This window comes from Paenibacillus sp. GL_099_B, from assembly GCF_057835695.1.
In genome coordinates, this window is sequence record NZ_CM174430.1 from 5,097,690 (window position 1) to 5,114,355 (window position 16,666).

The following is a 16,666-nucleotide window of genomic DNA, read 5'->3' on the forward strand; positions in this document are numbered from 1 at the left end:
CTTACACGACTCAATTTAATTACAATGGCATACATTATAGCTAACCACACTTATAGCATTGAAAATAAAAAAGTTCAAATTTCGTACAAATTTAAGCTCATTTTAATGTAATTTTCATGAAAACAGTGTATTGTAAATTTACATTCATAACACGAGGTGATGAGCATGCCAGCTCTTGCAAAAATTCAAGCGTTAAAAGAACAAATGCCCAAAGAATATCAAAGCATATCCCATTTTGTGGAACATGCGTTGCAGTCTATTGATACCCTGGTTGAGGAACATCGGAAATACACCGCTGCACAGGCATTATACGGCGATAAAATCGTCGGATCGGAAGAACGCTTGTACAGAGAAACCGTGCTTGATGTACGAGCACAGCTCTTGCTGACGCTTGAGAAAACCGTAGAAGATCTGTTGCACAAAGGCGACAAACATTGGAGTAAACACTTCAAAGATGGCGTTGAATAATTCATTGTTATAAGTCATTCCAAAATTAGCCCGCTTTCCGGTATTCTCCCCGAGGAGTATACCGGAAAGCGGGCTTTTGGTTTCATTCTACGAGCAAATGATGTACTTCATACATAAAATTAATAAATAACAATCAGTTGTGGATTGGGACTGTGTGGATTTTATCTTTATAGAGCGAACATGATGAACACAGAAGTATTACGCATCTTTCACGAAATTTTACATTAGTTTCACATAAACAGCATAATTAATCCTACTTTATAACTTAAAATAGAAAATATAGGTACGTAGGGGAGCGAAATCAGACAACTAACGGAAAACCGGACACTATTTTTATAGTAATTCAAGCCGCACACACGAATTAGAACTCATAACGGCGCAACAAAATTTCTAAGCAGATATGAGACAGATTAAATGAATTTGAAAATCTTTTTAAAATACTTCCTAGGATTTTTTCTACTCTGTAGTCTATCATTTATTGTATTCAATATGATAATACGCCATAAAACTTGGGATGAAATCGATCACACGCTTAACTTATTCAGTGCGACTATAATTAGCTTAATAGTCGGTATTTCAAAAGCAAGAGAGTAATCCATTTTAGTCAAGTCCCACAAAAATTCATGAATCATCCATCGTCAACTTATAGCGCACATCAATCTCCCCATCTTTGATTCTCATCTGAATCTCCCCCATTTGATCTGTTCGATAGATGTCTGTACCCGAATCTACAAGACGATCAAGCACACCAGGATTGGGATGTCCATATGTATTGTTGGCCCCAGCCGATATCACGGATGCTGATGCATTCCAGTACTGTAACCAAGCTTCGGTTGACGATGTTTTACTACCGTGGTGTGCAACTTTTAATACATCTATGTTAACAGGAACCTCATGTTTCTCCCCCGAGTGACGTGTGAACATCTCCTGAACAGTACCATCTGCTAATATAGCATCCGCATCGTACTGTCCAAACGAGGCTGCAAGCGATCCATCCTGAATCATAAAGAGCAGATCCTGCTCGGCTGCAGCATCCATGTCTCCAGTGAACAATAATGAGGCGCCTGCCATTTCCAGCATAAAGACAACCGAATCATGATTCTGATGTTCTGAGAAGGGCAATCTTTCTCCTGTATCCATTGCTTTCTCCAGATCCGGATATATAAAATGTAGTCTGGTCTCCCCATCCGGAGCGTAGGACATCCCTTGGCGAATTGCATATAACGGAATCTGCTTGTCTATAACGGTATCCAGCAATTTCTCGAAATTGGCTGTACCGCTGGTTGTCCCATTGAACATGAATCGTTCCACTGGAATCTGTTCGAGCACGGCCTGTAATCCCCCAGCATGATCCTGATCGGCATGGGTTACGATTACGGCGTCCAGCCGATGAATGCCCCGCTTTTTCAATAAAGGAACGACCACCTTGGCCCCTACTTCGTATGGATCACGCCGTGTCTTCCAGGATTGTTCAGACTTCCCGAACTGGACCGTACCTCCACCATCGACCAATATATGTTTACCTTCAGGTGTTGTAATAAGTGTACTGTCCCCTTGTCCGATATCCAAAAACTGCACCACTCCGGTCCCCGCAGGTTGCGGTGTCTGGTACGCCCACCATAATCCCACCACAAAGCTGAGAGCCAGCAGCGCACACATCCATTTGTGGAAGACGTTCATCCGTTCACCAGAGTAAAAACCCGCCCCGCGCGCAGCAAATGCACTGGTATATTCCGGCCAGGCAATACTTGCACTTAATGTTGTCATCGAACCCGGGCTAGCCTCACGTCCACCTTTGTTTACTCCTTGTAATGATACATTAGACAACCCAGACAATCCTAGAGCCGCTTTAGGCATTCCCCCAACATATCGGCGATCAAGCGGAGCCGTATCCTCTTCTATACCCTGAACTACAGGCTGGTCACCTCGACCTCGATGAAGGACCCGCAAAAGCGAATAAAGAACAGCATAATATGCTGCAATCCACAGTAGCGATGGGGTAGCCCAGATCAGCACAAATCCAGGCAAACTGTTCATCCATTCCACACTTACAAAGGTCAATTTATTCAGCATAATAGCAATCCACGCCAATGGTTTAGCCAGAGGCATCCAAAGAAACGATAAAATCAGAGCGACCGTTCCAAGAGGAAGTACAATCGCACTGATCAAAGATACAAGCAGGAAGTTTGCGACAAATGAAAGCAGTGAAAACTGGTTGAAATACAGAATCGTGACCGGAAAAGAAATGAGCTGTGCTGTTACCGTCACAGAAGCTGTTGCTGCAAGGCCCTTGGGCCAACTGCTAAATATCCGATTAATCAGTGGCATGTAAATCATCAGTCCAGCTGTTACCAGAAAAGATAGCTGAAAGCTCACACTTAGTAAAAAATACGGGTTCCACCACATCATTAACAACGCAGCTGCACTGATCATCTGCAATCCATCCCTCGCAAGCCCACGCCGCGCCATATACAAACCAATCATGGACATGATCCCCGCACGAATGACCGATGGCGAACCGCCAGACAACAGTACATATGCAGGTATTAGCAGCAACACAATGGTGAGCGAGGTTTCTCGGGTTAACCTAAGCCAGGATAAAAGGAGCAGCAGCGATGCCACATACACCGCGACATGAGTTCCGGAGATCGCTAATATATGAGTTAAACCAAGCTGTGAAAACTGACCATAGGTATCCGGATCGATATCATTTGCCATTCCGATAATCAAGCCTTTCATATAGCCCGCATGAGGTTCGGGAAATATCTGTTCTACCGCTGCGCCAAGCTTATGCCTGACGATGTCATTCCACCGGAGGATATTGAGTTTCCCCAGCCCTTCGGGCGGAACGGTGGTTACCGAGCTGGCCCCCTTCACTTTAAACAACCAATGAATATGAAGAGTCCTTAGGTAATTTCGATAGTCAAACCCACCAAAATTTCTGGCTTCGCCGGGAAGCGCAAGCGAACCCGTCAACGTTATCGTATCCCCTCGCTGCCACCCTGCTGCTTCTTGCTGTTCTTCTTCCTCAGCCAGGCGAACTTGGACCATTAGACGTTCTCTCACGTTAGGCGCTGTTCGCGCTTCTGACACTACTGTCGAGAGTCCATCGGATAGTGAAAGCATCGACGTGACCTGCATTTCAAAATCGGCCCGATCCCCATCTATGCGTACATCAGACATAAGCTTACCTTCAAAGGTAGCTGCATAACCGTCCAAATCCTCCGCAGCCATATGTGTGATATCGGGCAGACTGCTCCGATTCCGCGCATCATTCCATTCCCAGTGCACAGCACCGCCAACGAGTGCTCCGATCAGTAACAAGATGGACCAACCACGTATATCAATCCATCGTAGTAAAAGTGGCAGACAAACGAATGCCCCGATCACTCCCACGATCAAGGACCAACCCGATAATGCACATGCCATCCCACTACCGCATAACCAGCAGACGGTAAATACCAGTAAAGGCCTGCCTTTCATTTTCTCCCCCTCCTTTGTGTCACCCGTATGAACGCAGAAAAACCCCCGGCAGCTGATACAGCAACCGGAGGTTCTTCCCCGCAAATTTGAATATTATATTGGTTCTAGTCACTTACTGTCATCATCGTCTCCCGTGGAGGCTGGTAATTTTCCAGCCGACGAAACGTAATGCCTTTTTGCTTCATCATGTTTGTCACCTTGCCTGTATCCTTGGGATATGAGCGATGAAACACGATTTCTGTAATACCGCTATTCGCGAGCATATTGGAGCAAGTCCAGCAAGGTTCATCCGTGACATATACAGAAGAGCCTTCACGGTCAATTCGATCGGTGAACAAAAGCAAATTCTGCTCCGCATGAATAGTACGAATGCAGCGCTGCTTTTTCACCATTTCCTCCTGACCGTCGGTTACCACCAGCTCATATTCTTCCGAGATCATGCATCCTGCTTCAGAGCAGTCCGGAACCCCCATGGGCGCACCGTTATAGGCTGTTCCAAGCAGTTTCTTCCCCTGCACAAGTACGGCGCCAACATGACGGCGTGAACAGCGGGAACGGGTAGAGACCATATATGCGATGTCCATGAAATACGTATCCCAGTCTTTGCGTACGTCTGCTGTGCTCATAACCGTTTCCCTCCCATCTGGTAAAAGTTAAACCCATACATCGTTCTTATGTCATTTCCAATTCAACTTATATCCTAATATTTAATATTGCGTGATTACCTGATCTGAACATAAGGAGCCATTTTCTCCAGCATCTTCATTCCGATTCCTTTCACTTTGGTCAGATCGCTGACTTTGGTAAAAGGACCATGGGAATTACGATAATCAATAATGGCTTGCGCCTTTTTCTCCCCAATTCCAGGAAGGTCCATAAGCTTCGCTGCCGGAGCTGTATTGACATCAATTTTGCCATTGTCGACAACTTCATTGCTCACCAATGCTTGGTTATTGTCTGGTGAAGCAACGGTTGCCTCGGATTTCGTTTGTGTCCCACCTGTAGAAGTATCCGTTTGCTTAACTGCAACTGTCTGATCAGCCACTTTCCCTGCTGTGGCATCAACCTGATTAGTCTCTGCAGGGGCCTCTGTTGTTGACGGTCTCTGTTCTGAATAGGAAGCCTTCGTTTGTTCCTGAACCAAAGTAGCCGACTGTACAGCAGGGGTTTCCTGCTCTATTGTCGGCTTCTCGGTGGCGAGCTGCATAGGTTCCCAGCCAGAAGGCGGCTGTTCACTTTTGCCCGACCATAATATCAGTATACATCCGACCACCGCAGCAGCAATGGTCATCCCCTTGTTCCATCTCATTTCTTCTACACCTCTCCCTGGATTCAAAATAAATCTATTCTGAACACGGGCGGTGCTTCCGAACCGTTGGACTTGCCTGGTAAACCAAGCTGTATTATTTTCATGTCATGTGAAGCAGGTCCTGACGCATACACTAGAGGGAAAGAACTGCGCCATTACCTTAAAGCATGAAAGGAGGCCTGAACAATGAAGGTTGGATTTATCGGAACCGGCAGCATGGGCAGCCTGCTGATCTATGCCTTGATTCAATCCGGTGCACTTGAGCCACGACAGATCGCCGCCAGCAATAGAACCCCTTCCAAAGTACGGCAGTTATCCCTCCGTTACCCCGGTCTGCATGAATCACAGAGCAACCGGGAAACCGTCATCCGCAGCAATATCATCTTTTTGTGCGTGAAGCCACTTGAATTCAAACATGTCATTGACGACATCCTGCCTGTCGTGAATCCCAATCATATAATCGTCTCGATCACCAGTCCCGTGCAGCTGCGCCATCTGGAATCTTCACTTCCTTGCAAAGTCTCCAAAGTTATCCCCAGCGTTACGCACCAGGTCGGCAGCGGAGCGTCCCTGTGTATACACGGTGAACGAATGACTACCGAAGACCGCGCTGTGCTGGAAGGGCTGCTCAGTCATATCGGCAGACCCTATCAAGTGGATGAAGCCTGCACCCGGATCACATCCGACTTCTCCAGCTGCGGACCTGCATTCATATCGTTCTTTCTGGAGCAATGGATCGAAAGTGCCGTCAAGCTTACAGGCATCAAACGAGCCGACGCCTGCGCTCTTGCCGGCGAGATGCTCCTGGGAACAGGCAAGCTGCTCACCGAAGGAGGATACACCCCGCAAGAACTTCAGGCTCGCGTGGCTGTACCTGGCGGCATCACCGCACAGGCACTTGCCCTGCTAAAGGTGAGTCTGAATGGTGTTTTTGACAGTCTGATCCAGACGACTCATGACAAATATGATGAAGATTTGTTGAAGCTGGATGAACTATTCAAAGCCGGTGAGATTAACCGGCAACAATATTAACGAGTTTGCCTGGAACGGCAATGACCTTGCGAATGGTCTTGCCTTCCAGTGCCTGTTTCACAGGTGCAAGTTCCATTGTAAAGTCCTGCATGCCCTGTGCGTCCAGATCCTTCGCGATCGTAGCACGGGTTACAATTTTGCCATTCACTTGAACAACAATCTCCACTTCGGCGTCCACCGTCATGGACTCATCATACTCAGGCCAAGCTACGTAAGAGATTCCACCTTCATGACCAAGACGGCTCCACAGCTCCTCTGCCATATGCGGTGCCAGCGGTGACAACAGCTGTACAAAGTTCTCCATTGCTTTACGCGGCAGCGTATCTGCTTTGTACGCATCGTTGATGAAAATCATCAACTGGCTGATTGCTGTGTTGAAACGCAGATGTTCCAGATCCTCTGTAACCTTTTTGATCGTCTTGTGTGCTGTCCGCTGGAACTCATCGGTTCCACCATCTGCTGTGATCTTGTCATGGATTGCACCTGTATCTTCATTGATGAACAAACGCCATACACGTGACAGGAAGCGGTGCATGCCCTCAACCCCGTTAGCGTTCCACGGTTTTGTCGCTTCCAAAGGCCCCATGAACATTTCATACAGACGCAATGTATCTGCACCGAATTCATTGACGATCTCATCCGGGTTAATAACATTACCACGAGATTTACTCATCTTCTCATTGTTGGTTCCCAGGATCATACCTTGGTTGACCAGTTTGTGGAACGGCTCTTTGGTATGCACCACACCCAGATCATACAGCACTTTATGCCAGAAACGAGCGTACAGCAAGTGAAGCACCGCGTGCTCTGCTCCCCCGATGTACAGATCAACAGGAAGCCACTGCTGCTGTTTCTCCTGAGAGATCAGTTCCTTGTCATTGTGCGGATCGATAAAGCGCAGGTAATACCAGCAGCTACCGGCCCATTGTGGCATCGTGTTCGTCTCGCGACGTGCTTTCATTCCTGTTTCCGGATCTACGGTGTTAACCCATTCCGTAACATTCGCCAGTGGTGATTCTCCAGTACCCGAAGGTTTGATCTGGTCAATATCTGGCAACAGCAAAGGCAGTTGATCTTCCGGCACCGTCTTCATCGTTCCATCTTCCAGATGCAGAATCGGGATTGGCTCACCCCAGTAACGCTGACGGCTGAACAACCAGTCACGCAGACGGTAGGTCGTTTTGCCTTGTCCCTTACCGTTCTCTTCCAACCAGGCAATCATCTTCGCAATCGCTTCTTCGTTGTTCAATCCGTTCAGGAAATCGGAGTTCACATGCGGTCCGTCTCCGGAATACGCTTCTTGTGTCACGTCGCCACCCTGTACAACCTCAATGATGTCCAGACCAAACTGTTTCGCAAACTCCCAGTCACGAGCGTCATGTCCCGGAACGGCCATGATTGCCCCTGTGCCATATCCAGCCAGAACATAATCGGCGATCCAGATTGGCACCTTCGCTCCGTTTACCGGATTGATTGCATAAGTTCCTGTGAACACACCGGTTTTGTCTTTAGCCAAATCGGTGCGTTCCAGATCGCTCTTGCGAGCAGCTTGTTCCTGATATGCCTTGATTGCTTCACGCTGTTCTGTCGTTGTAATGACTTCCACCAGTTCATGCTCAGGTGCCAATACAGCATAACTTGCGCCGAACAACGTATCTGCACGTGTCGTAAATACCTTAATGACTTCTTCATGACCCTCAATGGCAAAAGTAACTTCCGCCCCGGTCGATTTGCCGATCCAGTTGCGCTGCATATCCTTGATGCTTTCCGACCAGTCCAGCTCTTCCAGGTCTTCCAGCAAACGCTCTGCATATTCCGTAATTCTCAATACCCATTGGCGCATCGGTTTACGAACGACCGGATGTCCACCACGCTCACTCTTACCGTCGATAACCTCTTCGTTCGCCAGTACCGTACCCAAAGCTTCACACCAGTTTACTGCCACTTCATCGACATAAGCCAAGCCTTTATTGTACAACTGGATGAAAATCCATTGCGTCCATTTATAGTATTCAGGGTCTGTTGTGCTGATCTCCCGATCCCAGTCATATGAGAAACCGAGTGACTTGATCTGGCGACGGAAATTGTCAATATTGCGGAATGTAATATGCCGCGGATGTTCACCTGTATCCAATGCATGCTGCTCAGCAGGCAGACCAAAAGCGTCCCAACCCATTGGATGCAATACATTGTAACCGCGCATACGTTTGTAACGGGAAACAATATCCGTTGCCGTGTATCCTTCTGGGTGACCTACGTGCAGGCCCGAACCGGATGGATACGGGAACATATCCAATGCATAGAACTTCGGTTTAACCGGGTCTTCACCCGTTTTAAACGTTTTATTGTCATCCCAGTATTGCTGCCAACTTTTCTCCATGGCTTGTGGTTGGTAGCCGTGTTTCGGCTGTTGGTTCTCACTCATCTATTGTTCCTCCTCTTGGTTATTCGCTTTTATTGCAACAAAAAAACCTCAGCATCCCGTAGCGTTTGCAGCGCTAGGGACGAGAGGTTGAATTCCCGTGGTACCACCCTAGTTAGCGGACGAACGTGCTTCGTCATCCACTCCCTTTGGACCTGTAACGGCGGTTAACCGATGCGGATTTCCATTCCTGAGCCCGAGTGTTACTTCGGTCGTTTGCAAGATGGTGTAATCACCGCATTTCTCCAAGGCGAGTTCGTGAAATACTGTCAACCGGCTTGCACCAACCGCCGGCTCTCTGTCATGTACAGGACTCACTACTGATCCTTATCATCGAAATATGTATACGATATGATCCGCACCATTATATAAAAAAGTAACACTAAAGTCAATATAATACGATCTGTTGCCTATAAACGATGCTATGCATCAGCATGCACATCAGAACGACTGGAATCGCTTGATTCCTTCTTCTAGGTTATCAATCGTCCACTGAATATGTTCCTTGTTATCGTATTGACGATAAGTACACTCGATTCTCAGCGCCAGATCAAAGTACAGATCATATAAAATTCTTCTTTTTCGTTCACTATCTGTTGTAGCTGCTCTTCCATATCCTTTGAGGAATCCTGGTGTATTATTAAAATGACTGAAGTAGTGCTCCATTAGAGGATCTGCCCAGAGGGATCGTTCGAAATCGATAATGGCTGTGATTTCCCCCGCCTCCACAAATAAATTCCCATCCCATAAATCCCAATGCACAAGCACAGGCTCTTTGACGTCATCCAGCATATCCGATTTTTCTTGAATCAAACGCTCCAGTTCCTCATAACGGATCGAAAATTCCACTCCCGCTTCTTTGCCATCTGCGAGCATATCATCCATCAGGCTCAGGAAAGCTTCTTTCCACGTCGCATGATGCGGTTTCTTTGAGGAAAAGTAACCATATTTCTCCCCTTTAATTTCATTGATCCGACGATTGTATGCACCCAGTTGCTGCTCAATGGATTCCTGCTCTTCTGCACTGTACTGATCCTTGACTTTGTTATAAGGCGTCCCTGGCATATACTCCATAATAAAATATTCTGCCGGAACCAGGGTGAGCGATGGATCATAGGCCAATACCCGGGGAACGGGTACATCCTGAAGCTCTGCTGCGAGTCGTAGTGCCTCAACCTCAGCAACCATGACATGCTGTTCACAGCGCATCAGCTTAATTCCATTAGAAGGAGCTATTTTGAGTACAACCTTCTGTCCGTCGTCCTTAGTGATAAAGTAAGCGTGGTTTGCCCAGCCGTCGATCATCTCTTTGTATTCTTGGATACCTGTGTTAAAATGCTGCTGCACAATTCCGTCTAACTGTTTGGAAGTCAACCTTGTTTTGTATGTACTTTCCATTCTGCACCCACCCAGAATTTTAATTTTCAGGATTCTACTATTTAAGAAAACGGTTTCCATTCAACTAGTATGGCTTTCTCTAACCCCGCTGGCAATAGCTTTTATTACATATAAAAAAACATTCTTTTACATAAAAAACTGCCCTTATGCATCATAAGGACAGCTCTACATCATAATCCTATTTCACGGCTACATAAAACAGACGCTGTGCGCCTTCTCCCGCTTCTTTCCACTCAAAATCAGCATATACACGTACATCTCTGAAACCGGCCTTCGTCAGCTCCAGCTTCATCCAGTCCGGATCATACGCACGCTGAACATGAACCTCTTCAAACCGCTGGTACATATCCTTACCGCTCTCAGCCACACGCGAAAAGATACTCAGATGATGCTCAATCTCACACCGATCATGATCCATATCACAGGTCCAAATATACGATACGGAACGTTCGTCCAACACAAAAGGTTGCTCCTCTTCGTATCGAATAAGGGTATTCGGATGATGTACATCGAACAGGAACGTGCCCTCCGGCTTCAACATCTCATAAGTACGCTGAAATGTACGAACGACATCCTCTTTTTCAAGCAAATAATTCACGCAATCACAGAACGATATCACCGAGTCCACAGGATCCGGTACTCTCCAGTCTCGCATATCCTGCTGTACCCAACGGACACTGCCTTCCCGATATAAGCGGTGTCCTTGAGGCGTTGCCTCCATTTTACTGCGTGCAACAGACAACATGTCTGCCGACAGGTCAATACCTGTAACTTCAAAGCCGGAGTTCACCAGTGGAATCGTAATTGAGCCGGTTCCACAGCCCAGTTCAGCCACACTTTTCGGCATGCCATGCCGTTCCCAAGCCGTTCTCGCAAACCTTATCCAGTCCGGATAAGGCATATCCTCCATTAATTCATCGTACACATAGGCAAATTTCCGGTAAGACATGTCAGGCACCGCACTTTCAATTTCATTTTCGAATCTCTTTTGAACAAAAGAAAAAGCAGGGGCGTCCGGAGTTCACCCAGCCTTGCCCTGCCTTTACTTGTGGATTCAAGCGCATGCTTGATCCATGATACCCGTTTGTTACTTGTCCTCGTTCTGATCCTGGGGTGTAGACTCTGTCAGATAGGTCCAGTTTTCCCTTTGAGTTACCAGACCATCCTTCATCAGTTTGCCCAAAGCCCGCTTGAAAGCGGATTTACTAATACCAAAGCGCTGCTTAATGATGTCCGGCGGGGTTGCATCCGAATACGGCATACCGCCCGTAGGGCGCTCTTTCATGAAAGCGAGCAGTTTGTCTGCATCTTCATTGCGACCGACCTCTTTGAGAGGAGACATCGCCAGATTGACACGTCCATCTTCCCGTACCATGGTTACCCGGCATTTCACCTTTTCACCTAGACGCAGCATACGATTTCGTTCCGAGGAATGAATCATGCCAATAGCGCCAAAGCCCAGCACACCACCGTCAACAAGTACAAAAGTACCCATCTGAAGTGGCTTGTACACCGTTGCTTCAACCCATTCATTGACCCAAGAGGTTGGCGCATGGAAGGACAATGGTGCAAGTTCACGTTCCCCAGCTAATTTCGCTCGCAAACGTCCTTGCTTGTCATGCTCCATAAGGACAAATACTTCATCGCCTACATGGGGACGTAATTCTTCCAACTCAGGTAATTCACGAATCGGGAGCAGCAATTGCCGCCCAAGCCCCATCTCGAGGAAACAGCCGAGGCGTGGATGAATATCGGCCACAACCAGTCGTCCCATTTCACCGAGTGTGAGATATGGTTTTTTCATGGTTGCCGCCAGGCGATCTTCTGTATCAAAGAACAGAAAGACCTCCAGCGATTCTCCAATTTTAATGTCCCGTGTGAGTTCCGTATAGTGAAGCAGTACATCTTCCGATCCTGTCGTCAAAAAGTAGCCAAATGGAGACACTTCACGTGAAACCGGCAAGTTGACGACTGTTCCTGCGATCAAACTCATACCGTTTCCACCACTTTGGCATCAGACCACAGTCGTTCAATGTTGTAATACTCACGCTCGTCGCGGTGGAAGATATGAACAACCACATCACCCATATCCATCAATACCCAACGTGCTGAATCCATACCTTCAATGCCTTTGATGTTTACTCCGGCTGCATGCGCCTGTTTGCGAATCTCTGTTGCAATCGCTTGTACCTGAGTATCGGAATTCCCGTGACAGATAACAAAATAGTCCGCTACCAGCGAGATGTTAATCAGATCCAGTGCTACAATGTTGGATGCCTTTTTATCGTCAGCGGCAGCAACCGCCATATTCATAAGTTCTTTCGATGATACTGTCATGAACCAACCTCCATAATCTATAAATGTGCAATCAAGTCATTCCGCGACAACATGGTCAAAGGATAAATGACACGGCGCTGCGAGATCAACAAGCTGATCGTCGAGTCGAAACCGGCAATTAAACCTTCCTCCAGACTATGTCCAGCCTGTTCGCGAATATGATTTACTCCCGGGAAGTCTCTTCCCGGTTCAATATAATCCGCAAGACATACCACTTTATCCAGCAGGCTCATGCCCACTCGACCCGAGGTATGCCAGCGAATGGCATTAATAATTTCGGCATCATCGATGCCGTAGTCACGCTCGGCAACAAAAGCACCCACTTCGGAATGCCAGAGCTGCTTGTCATGCTGTAAAAGTTCTTGGTTCAATCCATTGTCACGGATGACCGCTTCCATCTCGGATACGGGCCAATACTTGGCCACATCATGCAATATGGCTGCCAAATCCGCTTTTACAGGATCAGCACCATATTTTTCAGCCAATAACACTGCCGACTCCATGACACCCAGCGTGTGTTTCCAACGCTTCTCTGGCATTTGACCGGAAACTGCGCGGATCAGTTCGTCACGGCTTAGTTCCATATAAACCGCTCCTTACAATGTATTGATGGACGGCATCAGGAATCATAAAACGCACGGAATGCCCTTTGGCAAAACGTCTGCGTACTGCCGTGGATGATATGTCCACCAGGGGCATCTCAGCCAACAATACCCGATCCTGTAACGCGTCTGGCAGGTCATCCAGATGTAACTGGAATCCCGGTCGCCCCACACCGATGAAGGTTAAACGTTCGGCGAGTTCTTCGATCTGTTCCCATTTGGGAAGATAGTTCACCATATCCGCTCCAACAATGAAATAAAATTCATGCTGCGGATAGCGGCGCCAAAGCTCCTTCATTGTATCAATGGTATAGGACACACCGCCAAGTTCCATCTCGATGCCAAGCACCTCATAATGCTGTACTTCTTTCACAGCCGCTTCCGTCATTTCGAGACGTTGCTGTCCCGACGCTCCGGCTCCGCGTTTATGAGGAGGGACATGGGAAGGCATGAACCAGATCTCATCCAGTGCATGCGAATCCCTGGCCGCTTCTGCTGCCAGGAGGTGTCCCATGTGGATCGGATCAAACGTACCACCCATGATACCGATCTTCACCCGCGTCACACTCCCTTATCTAGGTAGTTCGATTTGTTTGTTATCGCGCGATTCTTTGTACAGGATGATTGTGTTACCGATGACTTGTACAAGCTCACTACCCGTTTCACGGGCAACTTCTTCGGCCATCTCTTTTCTGTCCTCGTCATTGTTGTTGAGCACTTGCACTTTCATCAATTCGCGCTTCTCAATTGCATCTTCGATGTGACGGAACAGGTGCTCATTCGTTCCCCCTTTGCCGATTTGAAATACAGGGGTCAGATGATGTGCCTGTGAACGCAAAAAGCGCTTTTGTTTACCGTTTAACATGAATACTCCATACTCCTTATGGTGAGCAAGCCTCAGCAACAGCACAATATCTGTCCTAGGCTTGACCGTTCAATTATATTTTTGCATATTAAAAACTGTCTAACACAGCTCGCCGCATCTTCTCCACAGGAGCCGGGATGCCGAGCCAATGCTCGAATGCTACAGCGCCCTGGTATATAAACATACCAAGACCACCATGCACAGTACATCCACGCTGCCTTGACTCGCGAAGCAGGCGTGTTTCCAGCGGATTGTAGATAAGGTCGCTTACTGCTGCGCCTGCTCGAATGAGTGCAGGGTCAACAGGCACGTCATCTACATGCGGATGCATGCCTGCGGCTGTCGTGTTAATCACGATATCGGCCGAAGCCAGTACCGCAGCAGCCTCTTCCATTCCACTACCTGTGATGTCACCCAGTCCATGAGCGCGCAGATCGGAAGCAAGGGCAACGGCTCTGTCGGCTGTACGGTTAAGAATACTAATCCGTTCAGGCTTCTCCAAAGCAAGGGCGTATATCACACCTCTTGCTGCTCCGCCAGCCCCCAGAACAGCAATACGTTTACCTGCGAGTTCCGGAACAGCTTCTTCCTTCAATGAACGCACATAACCGATGCCATCCGTATTATACCCTGTCAGCTTGCCTTCTTCATTGACAATGGTGTTCACCGCGCCAATCAGGCGTGCACTTTCATCAATGACATCAAGATACTGCATGACCTGTTCTTTGTGCGGGATGGTTACATTCACACCGCGATACCCCAGCGCCACAATGCCTCGAATGGCTGATTCCAGCTGTTCGGGACGAACATGCAGTGGCATATACATTCCATTCACTCCTGCAGCCTGCAGAGCCGCATTATGCATGGCAGGCGATTTGGAATGTGCAATGGGATCACCCATAACGCCAAGTAGGACAGGGAGTGAAGGATTGGTTTTTTTCTGTTCCGACATACTTCCGCCTCCGATCTGATGAAAATGCTGCTGTTATTACATTAGATCAAGGATGGGCGGATCAGTACACGAATACCTTTTGGAGCATGAACAGCTACAAGCGCCCCATTCTCACCGTTAACCTTAATCCAGCCCAGTCCGGAAATGAATACATCCGACTGACTGCCACGTTTGATACGGAATTCATGTCTGGTCCATTCAGGCATGTCCGCTGCATCTTCACGCGTTGGTGGAGACAGCAACTCACCCAGATGGTCACGATACAAGTCGTCTGCACGTTCCAGCTTCGTCCGGTGAATATCAAGTGCAGTGCTGATAAAACAAGTGAAGGACTGACGATCTCCCTCTACAAAGTCAAAACGAGCCATGCCGCCGAAGAACAGCGTCTGACCAGAATTCAACTGATAAACAGCCGGTTTAAGCGGTTTTTCTGGCATAATGGCAGCCAGATCTTTACGGGACACAATCTCACTGAAACGCCAAGGGTATACAATTCCCGGTGTATCAATAATAGCTTTTCCATCGTCCAGTGGAATATTAACCATATCGAGCGTCGTCCCCGGATAACGAGATGTCGTAAGTTCCTGCTCGAGATCACTGTAATCACGAATCAGACGGTTAATCAGTGTGGATTTGCCCACATTAGTACCTCCAACCACATATACGTCACGATCTCCGCGATACGTCCCGACAAGCTCAAGCAGTCGGTCGAAGCCCTGATTTTGCTTCGCACTGCACAGAACGACATCCACGGTGCGCAAACCTTGTTCTTTGGCCTGTTTTTGCACCCAGTTGCGAACCTTGTTCCAGTTGGTTACTTTTGGAAGTAAGTCCGTTTTGTTCACGGCAAGCAATACCGGATTGTTGCCTACAAAACGCTGCAAACCAGAGATGATACTGCCATCAAAGTCAAACAGATCAACGATATGGATGACGAGTGCATCCTTATCCCCGATTTTGCTGAGCAGGGCCAAGAACTCGTCCTGATCCACTGTAACGGATGATGACTCATTGTAATTTTTGATACGGAAACAACGCTGGCAAATGACGGGTTCACGATCCAACGCTTTTTCGGGGATGAATCCTGGTAATTCCGGGTTTTCCGTTTGCAGATGCACTCCGCATCCGCTGCACCTTACGGCAATATTGCCGTTATGCGGTTCTGTCATTTCTTCTTTTCCTCCTCAAGCCATAAGCCTTTCTTGCGCAAACTCGTTAGAGCAATCCGTTCCACGCGCCGATTGAAGCGGGTCATGAAGCCTTCATCCCCAATGGAGATCGGCAATACCAGAACCGTATAGAGTCCCAGTCGATTCCCTCCATAGACATCTGTAAGCATCTGATCGCCTACCACAATCGTTTTTTCAGGAGTTAACTCCATCATCTTCATTGCTCTACGAAACGGAACATTCGATGGTTTGCGTGCACTATGCACAAACTGGATATCCAGTGGCGTCGCAAACAGGGATACACGATTCAAATTGTTATTGGACACAATCATGAGCTGGAAACCAGCCTCTTTGACACGTGCGAACCACTCAATCAGTTCGGGCGTGGCATCAGGAGCTTTCGCCCCAACGAGTGTATTGTCCAGATCAGTTATAATTCCACGGTAGCCTTGAGCGTATAGCTCTTCCAGATTAATGTCAAAAACCGTGTCTACACGCAGCTTGGGCATTAACATTTCAAACAAAGAAGTCACCTCAGTTTCATACGACACACTATATCACAAATCCGTCTTTCCTGAAAATGCATACAGCGCCTCACGGTATAGGAAAAAAGGAAAAACGGGACGGGC

Annotated in this window: 16 protein-coding genes and 1 other annotated feature; of the genes, 2 read left to right on the forward strand and 14 right to left on the reverse strand. The window is 47.6% G+C overall.

Annotation, left to right across the window (positions count from 1 at the left end; genetic code table 11):
• The first annotated feature begins 165 nt into the window (after positions 1 to 165).
• The gene (locus AC3ITG_RS23185) at positions 166 to 468 is read left to right on the forward strand and encodes a hypothetical protein (RefSeq protein WP_053781298.1); all 303 of its coding nucleotides are present in this window, start codon (positions 166 to 168) and stop codon (positions 466 to 468) included.
• 621 nt (positions 469 to 1,089) lie between these two features.
• Here AC3ITG_RS23185 and AC3ITG_RS23190 read toward each other — a convergent pair.
• From AC3ITG_RS23190 to AC3ITG_RS23200, 3 genes are all read right to left on the reverse strand, one after another.
• Complete coding sequence (locus tag AC3ITG_RS23190; protein WP_489251466.1) at positions 1,090 to 3,951, reverse strand: ComEC/Rec2 family competence protein; 2,862 nt, start codon at positions 3,949 to 3,951, stop codon at positions 1,090 to 1,092.
• Between the two features lie 104 nt (positions 3,952 to 4,055).
• Positions 4,056 to 4,577, reverse strand: coding sequence for a deoxycytidylate deaminase (locus tag AC3ITG_RS23195; protein WP_489251467.1), 522 nt, complete (start codon positions 4,575 to 4,577; stop codon positions 4,056 to 4,058).
• 95 nt (positions 4,578 to 4,672) lie between these two features.
• On the reverse strand, positions 4,673 to 5,260 hold the full coding sequence (locus tag AC3ITG_RS23200) for a ComEA family DNA-binding protein (protein WP_489251468.1): 588 nt from the start codon (positions 5,258 to 5,260) through the stop codon (positions 4,673 to 4,675).
• 186 nt (positions 5,261 to 5,446) lie between these two features.
• On the opposite strand from AC3ITG_RS23200, the gene comER reads away from it, so the two are divergent.
• On the forward strand, positions 5,447 to 6,292 hold the full coding sequence (gene comER / locus AC3ITG_RS23205) for a late competence protein ComER (RefSeq protein WP_063567276.1): 846 nt from the start codon (positions 5,447 to 5,449) through the stop codon (positions 6,290 to 6,292).
• Here the strand turns inward: comER and leuS are convergent.
• From leuS to AC3ITG_RS23260, 11 genes are all read right to left on the reverse strand, one after another.
• Positions 6,273 to 8,717: a leucine--tRNA ligase gene (leuS, locus tag AC3ITG_RS23210; protein ID WP_489251469.1), complete on the reverse strand. Its 2,445-nt coding sequence runs from the start codon at positions 8,715 to 8,717 to the stop codon at positions 6,273 to 6,275. The two genes, comER and leuS, sit on opposite strands and share 20 nt — an antisense overlap.
• Positions 8,718 to 8,789: 72 nt before the next feature.
• Positions 8,790 to 9,057 (reverse strand) — a binding site (T-box leader).
• 98 nt (positions 9,058 to 9,155) lie between these two features.
• Entirely contained in the window at positions 9,156 to 10,112 is a 957-nt protein-coding gene (locus AC3ITG_RS23215) for a phosphotransferase family protein (RefSeq protein ID WP_413372726.1), read from the reverse strand.
• A gap of 178 nt (positions 10,113 to 10,290) precedes the next feature.
• A complete protein-coding gene (locus AC3ITG_RS23220; RefSeq protein ID WP_489251470.1) occupies positions 10,291 to 11,061 on the reverse strand; it encodes a class I SAM-dependent DNA methyltransferase in 771 nt (256 codons plus the stop codon).
• A gap of 138 nt (positions 11,062 to 11,199) precedes the next feature.
• Positions 11,200 to 12,105, reverse strand: a complete 906-nt coding sequence (locus AC3ITG_RS23225; RefSeq protein WP_489251471.1) for a CvfB family protein — start codon at positions 12,103 to 12,105, stop codon at positions 11,200 to 11,202.
• Complete coding sequence (rsfS, locus tag AC3ITG_RS23230) at positions 12,102 to 12,449, reverse strand: ribosome silencing factor (protein ID WP_024628517.1); 348 nt, start codon at positions 12,447 to 12,449, stop codon at positions 12,102 to 12,104. Before rsfS ends, AC3ITG_RS23225 begins: the two co-directional genes overlap by 4 nt.
• 17 nt (positions 12,450 to 12,466) lie before the next feature.
• Positions 12,467 to 13,033: a bis(5'-nucleosyl)-tetraphosphatase (symmetrical) YqeK gene (gene yqeK, locus AC3ITG_RS23235; RefSeq protein WP_489251472.1), complete on the reverse strand. Its 567-nt coding sequence runs from the start codon at positions 13,031 to 13,033 to the stop codon at positions 12,467 to 12,469.
• Positions 13,017 to 13,607 carry a nicotinate-nucleotide adenylyltransferase gene (locus AC3ITG_RS23240; protein WP_379443647.1) on the reverse strand — a complete coding sequence of 197 codons (591 nt, stop codon included), beginning with the start codon at positions 13,605 to 13,607 and terminating at the stop codon, positions 13,017 to 13,019. The genes yqeK and AC3ITG_RS23240 overlap by 17 nt, the downstream gene beginning before the upstream one ends.
• 15 nt (positions 13,608 to 13,622) lie before the next feature.
• Positions 13,623 to 13,916, reverse strand: coding sequence for a ribosome assembly RNA-binding protein YhbY (gene yhbY, locus AC3ITG_RS23245; RefSeq protein WP_063567269.1), 294 nt, complete (start codon positions 13,914 to 13,916; stop codon positions 13,623 to 13,625).
• Positions 13,917 to 14,004: 88 nt separating this feature from the next.
• Positions 14,005 to 14,868 carry a shikimate dehydrogenase gene (gene aroE, locus AC3ITG_RS23250; protein ID WP_413372733.1) on the reverse strand — a complete coding sequence of 288 codons (864 nt, stop codon included), beginning with the start codon at positions 14,866 to 14,868 and terminating at the stop codon, positions 14,005 to 14,007.
• A 41-nt stretch (positions 14,869 to 14,909) separates the two neighbouring features.
• Positions 14,910 to 16,037: a ribosome biogenesis GTPase YqeH gene (gene yqeH / locus AC3ITG_RS23255; RefSeq protein WP_024628522.1), complete on the reverse strand. Its 1,128-nt coding sequence runs from the start codon at positions 16,035 to 16,037 to the stop codon at positions 14,910 to 14,912.
• A complete protein-coding gene (locus tag AC3ITG_RS23260; RefSeq protein ID WP_064636329.1) occupies positions 16,034 to 16,561 on the reverse strand; it encodes a YqeG family HAD IIIA-type phosphatase in 528 nt (175 codons plus the stop codon). Before AC3ITG_RS23260 ends, yqeH begins: the two co-directional genes overlap by 4 nt.
• Positions 16,562 to 16,666 lie beyond the last annotated feature (105 nt).

What these genes read in the sequence shown, in the direction of transcription:
- AC3ITG_RS23215 (WP_413372726.1), bottom strand. Translation starts at nt 10,112, where the DNA reads ATGGAAAGTACATACAAAACAAGGTTGACTTCCAAACAGTTAGACGGA.
- AC3ITG_RS23195 (WP_489251467.1), bottom strand. Translation starts at nt 4,577, where the DNA reads ATGAGCACAGCAGACGTACGCAAAGACTGGGATACGTATTTCATGGAC.
- leuS (WP_489251469.1), bottom strand. Translation starts at nt 8,717, where the DNA reads ATGAGTGAGAACCAACAGCCGAAACACGGCTACCAACCACAAGCCATG.
- rsfS (WP_024628517.1), bottom strand. Translation starts at nt 12,449, where the DNA reads ATGACAGTATCATCGAAAGAACTTATGAATATGGCGGTTGCTGCCGCT.
- yqeH (WP_024628522.1), bottom strand. Translation starts at nt 16,037, where the DNA reads ATGACAGAACCGCATAACGGCAATATTGCCGTAAGGTGCAGCGGATGC.
- AC3ITG_RS23185 (WP_053781298.1), top strand. Translation starts at nt 166, where the DNA reads ATGCCAGCTCTTGCAAAAATTCAAGCGTTAAAAGAACAAATGCCCAAA.
- aroE (WP_413372733.1), bottom strand. Translation starts at nt 14,868, where the DNA reads ATGTCGGAACAGAAAAAAACCAATCCTTCACTCCCTGTCCTACTTGGC.
- AC3ITG_RS23200 (WP_489251468.1), bottom strand. Translation starts at nt 5,260, where the DNA reads ATGAGATGGAACAAGGGGATGACCATTGCTGCTGCGGTGGTCGGATGT.
- yqeK (WP_489251472.1), bottom strand. Translation starts at nt 13,033, where the DNA reads ATGGAACTAAGCCGTGACGAACTGATCCGCGCAGTTTCCGGTCAAATG.
- AC3ITG_RS23225 (WP_489251471.1), bottom strand. Translation starts at nt 12,105, where the DNA reads ATGAGTTTGATCGCAGGAACAGTCGTCAACTTGCCGGTTTCACGTGAA.
- AC3ITG_RS23220 (WP_489251470.1), bottom strand. Translation starts at nt 11,061, where the DNA reads ATGTCTTACCGGAAATTTGCCTATGTGTACGATGAATTAATGGAGGAT.
- AC3ITG_RS23190 (WP_489251466.1), bottom strand. Translation starts at nt 3,951, where the DNA reads ATGAAAGGCAGGCCTTTACTGGTATTTACCGTCTGCTGGTTATGCGGT.
- yhbY (WP_063567269.1), bottom strand. Translation starts at nt 13,916, where the DNA reads ATGTTAAACGGTAAACAAAAGCGCTTTTTGCGTTCACAGGCACATCAT.
- comER (WP_063567276.1), top strand. Translation starts at nt 5,447, where the DNA reads ATGAAGGTTGGATTTATCGGAACCGGCAGCATGGGCAGCCTGCTGATC.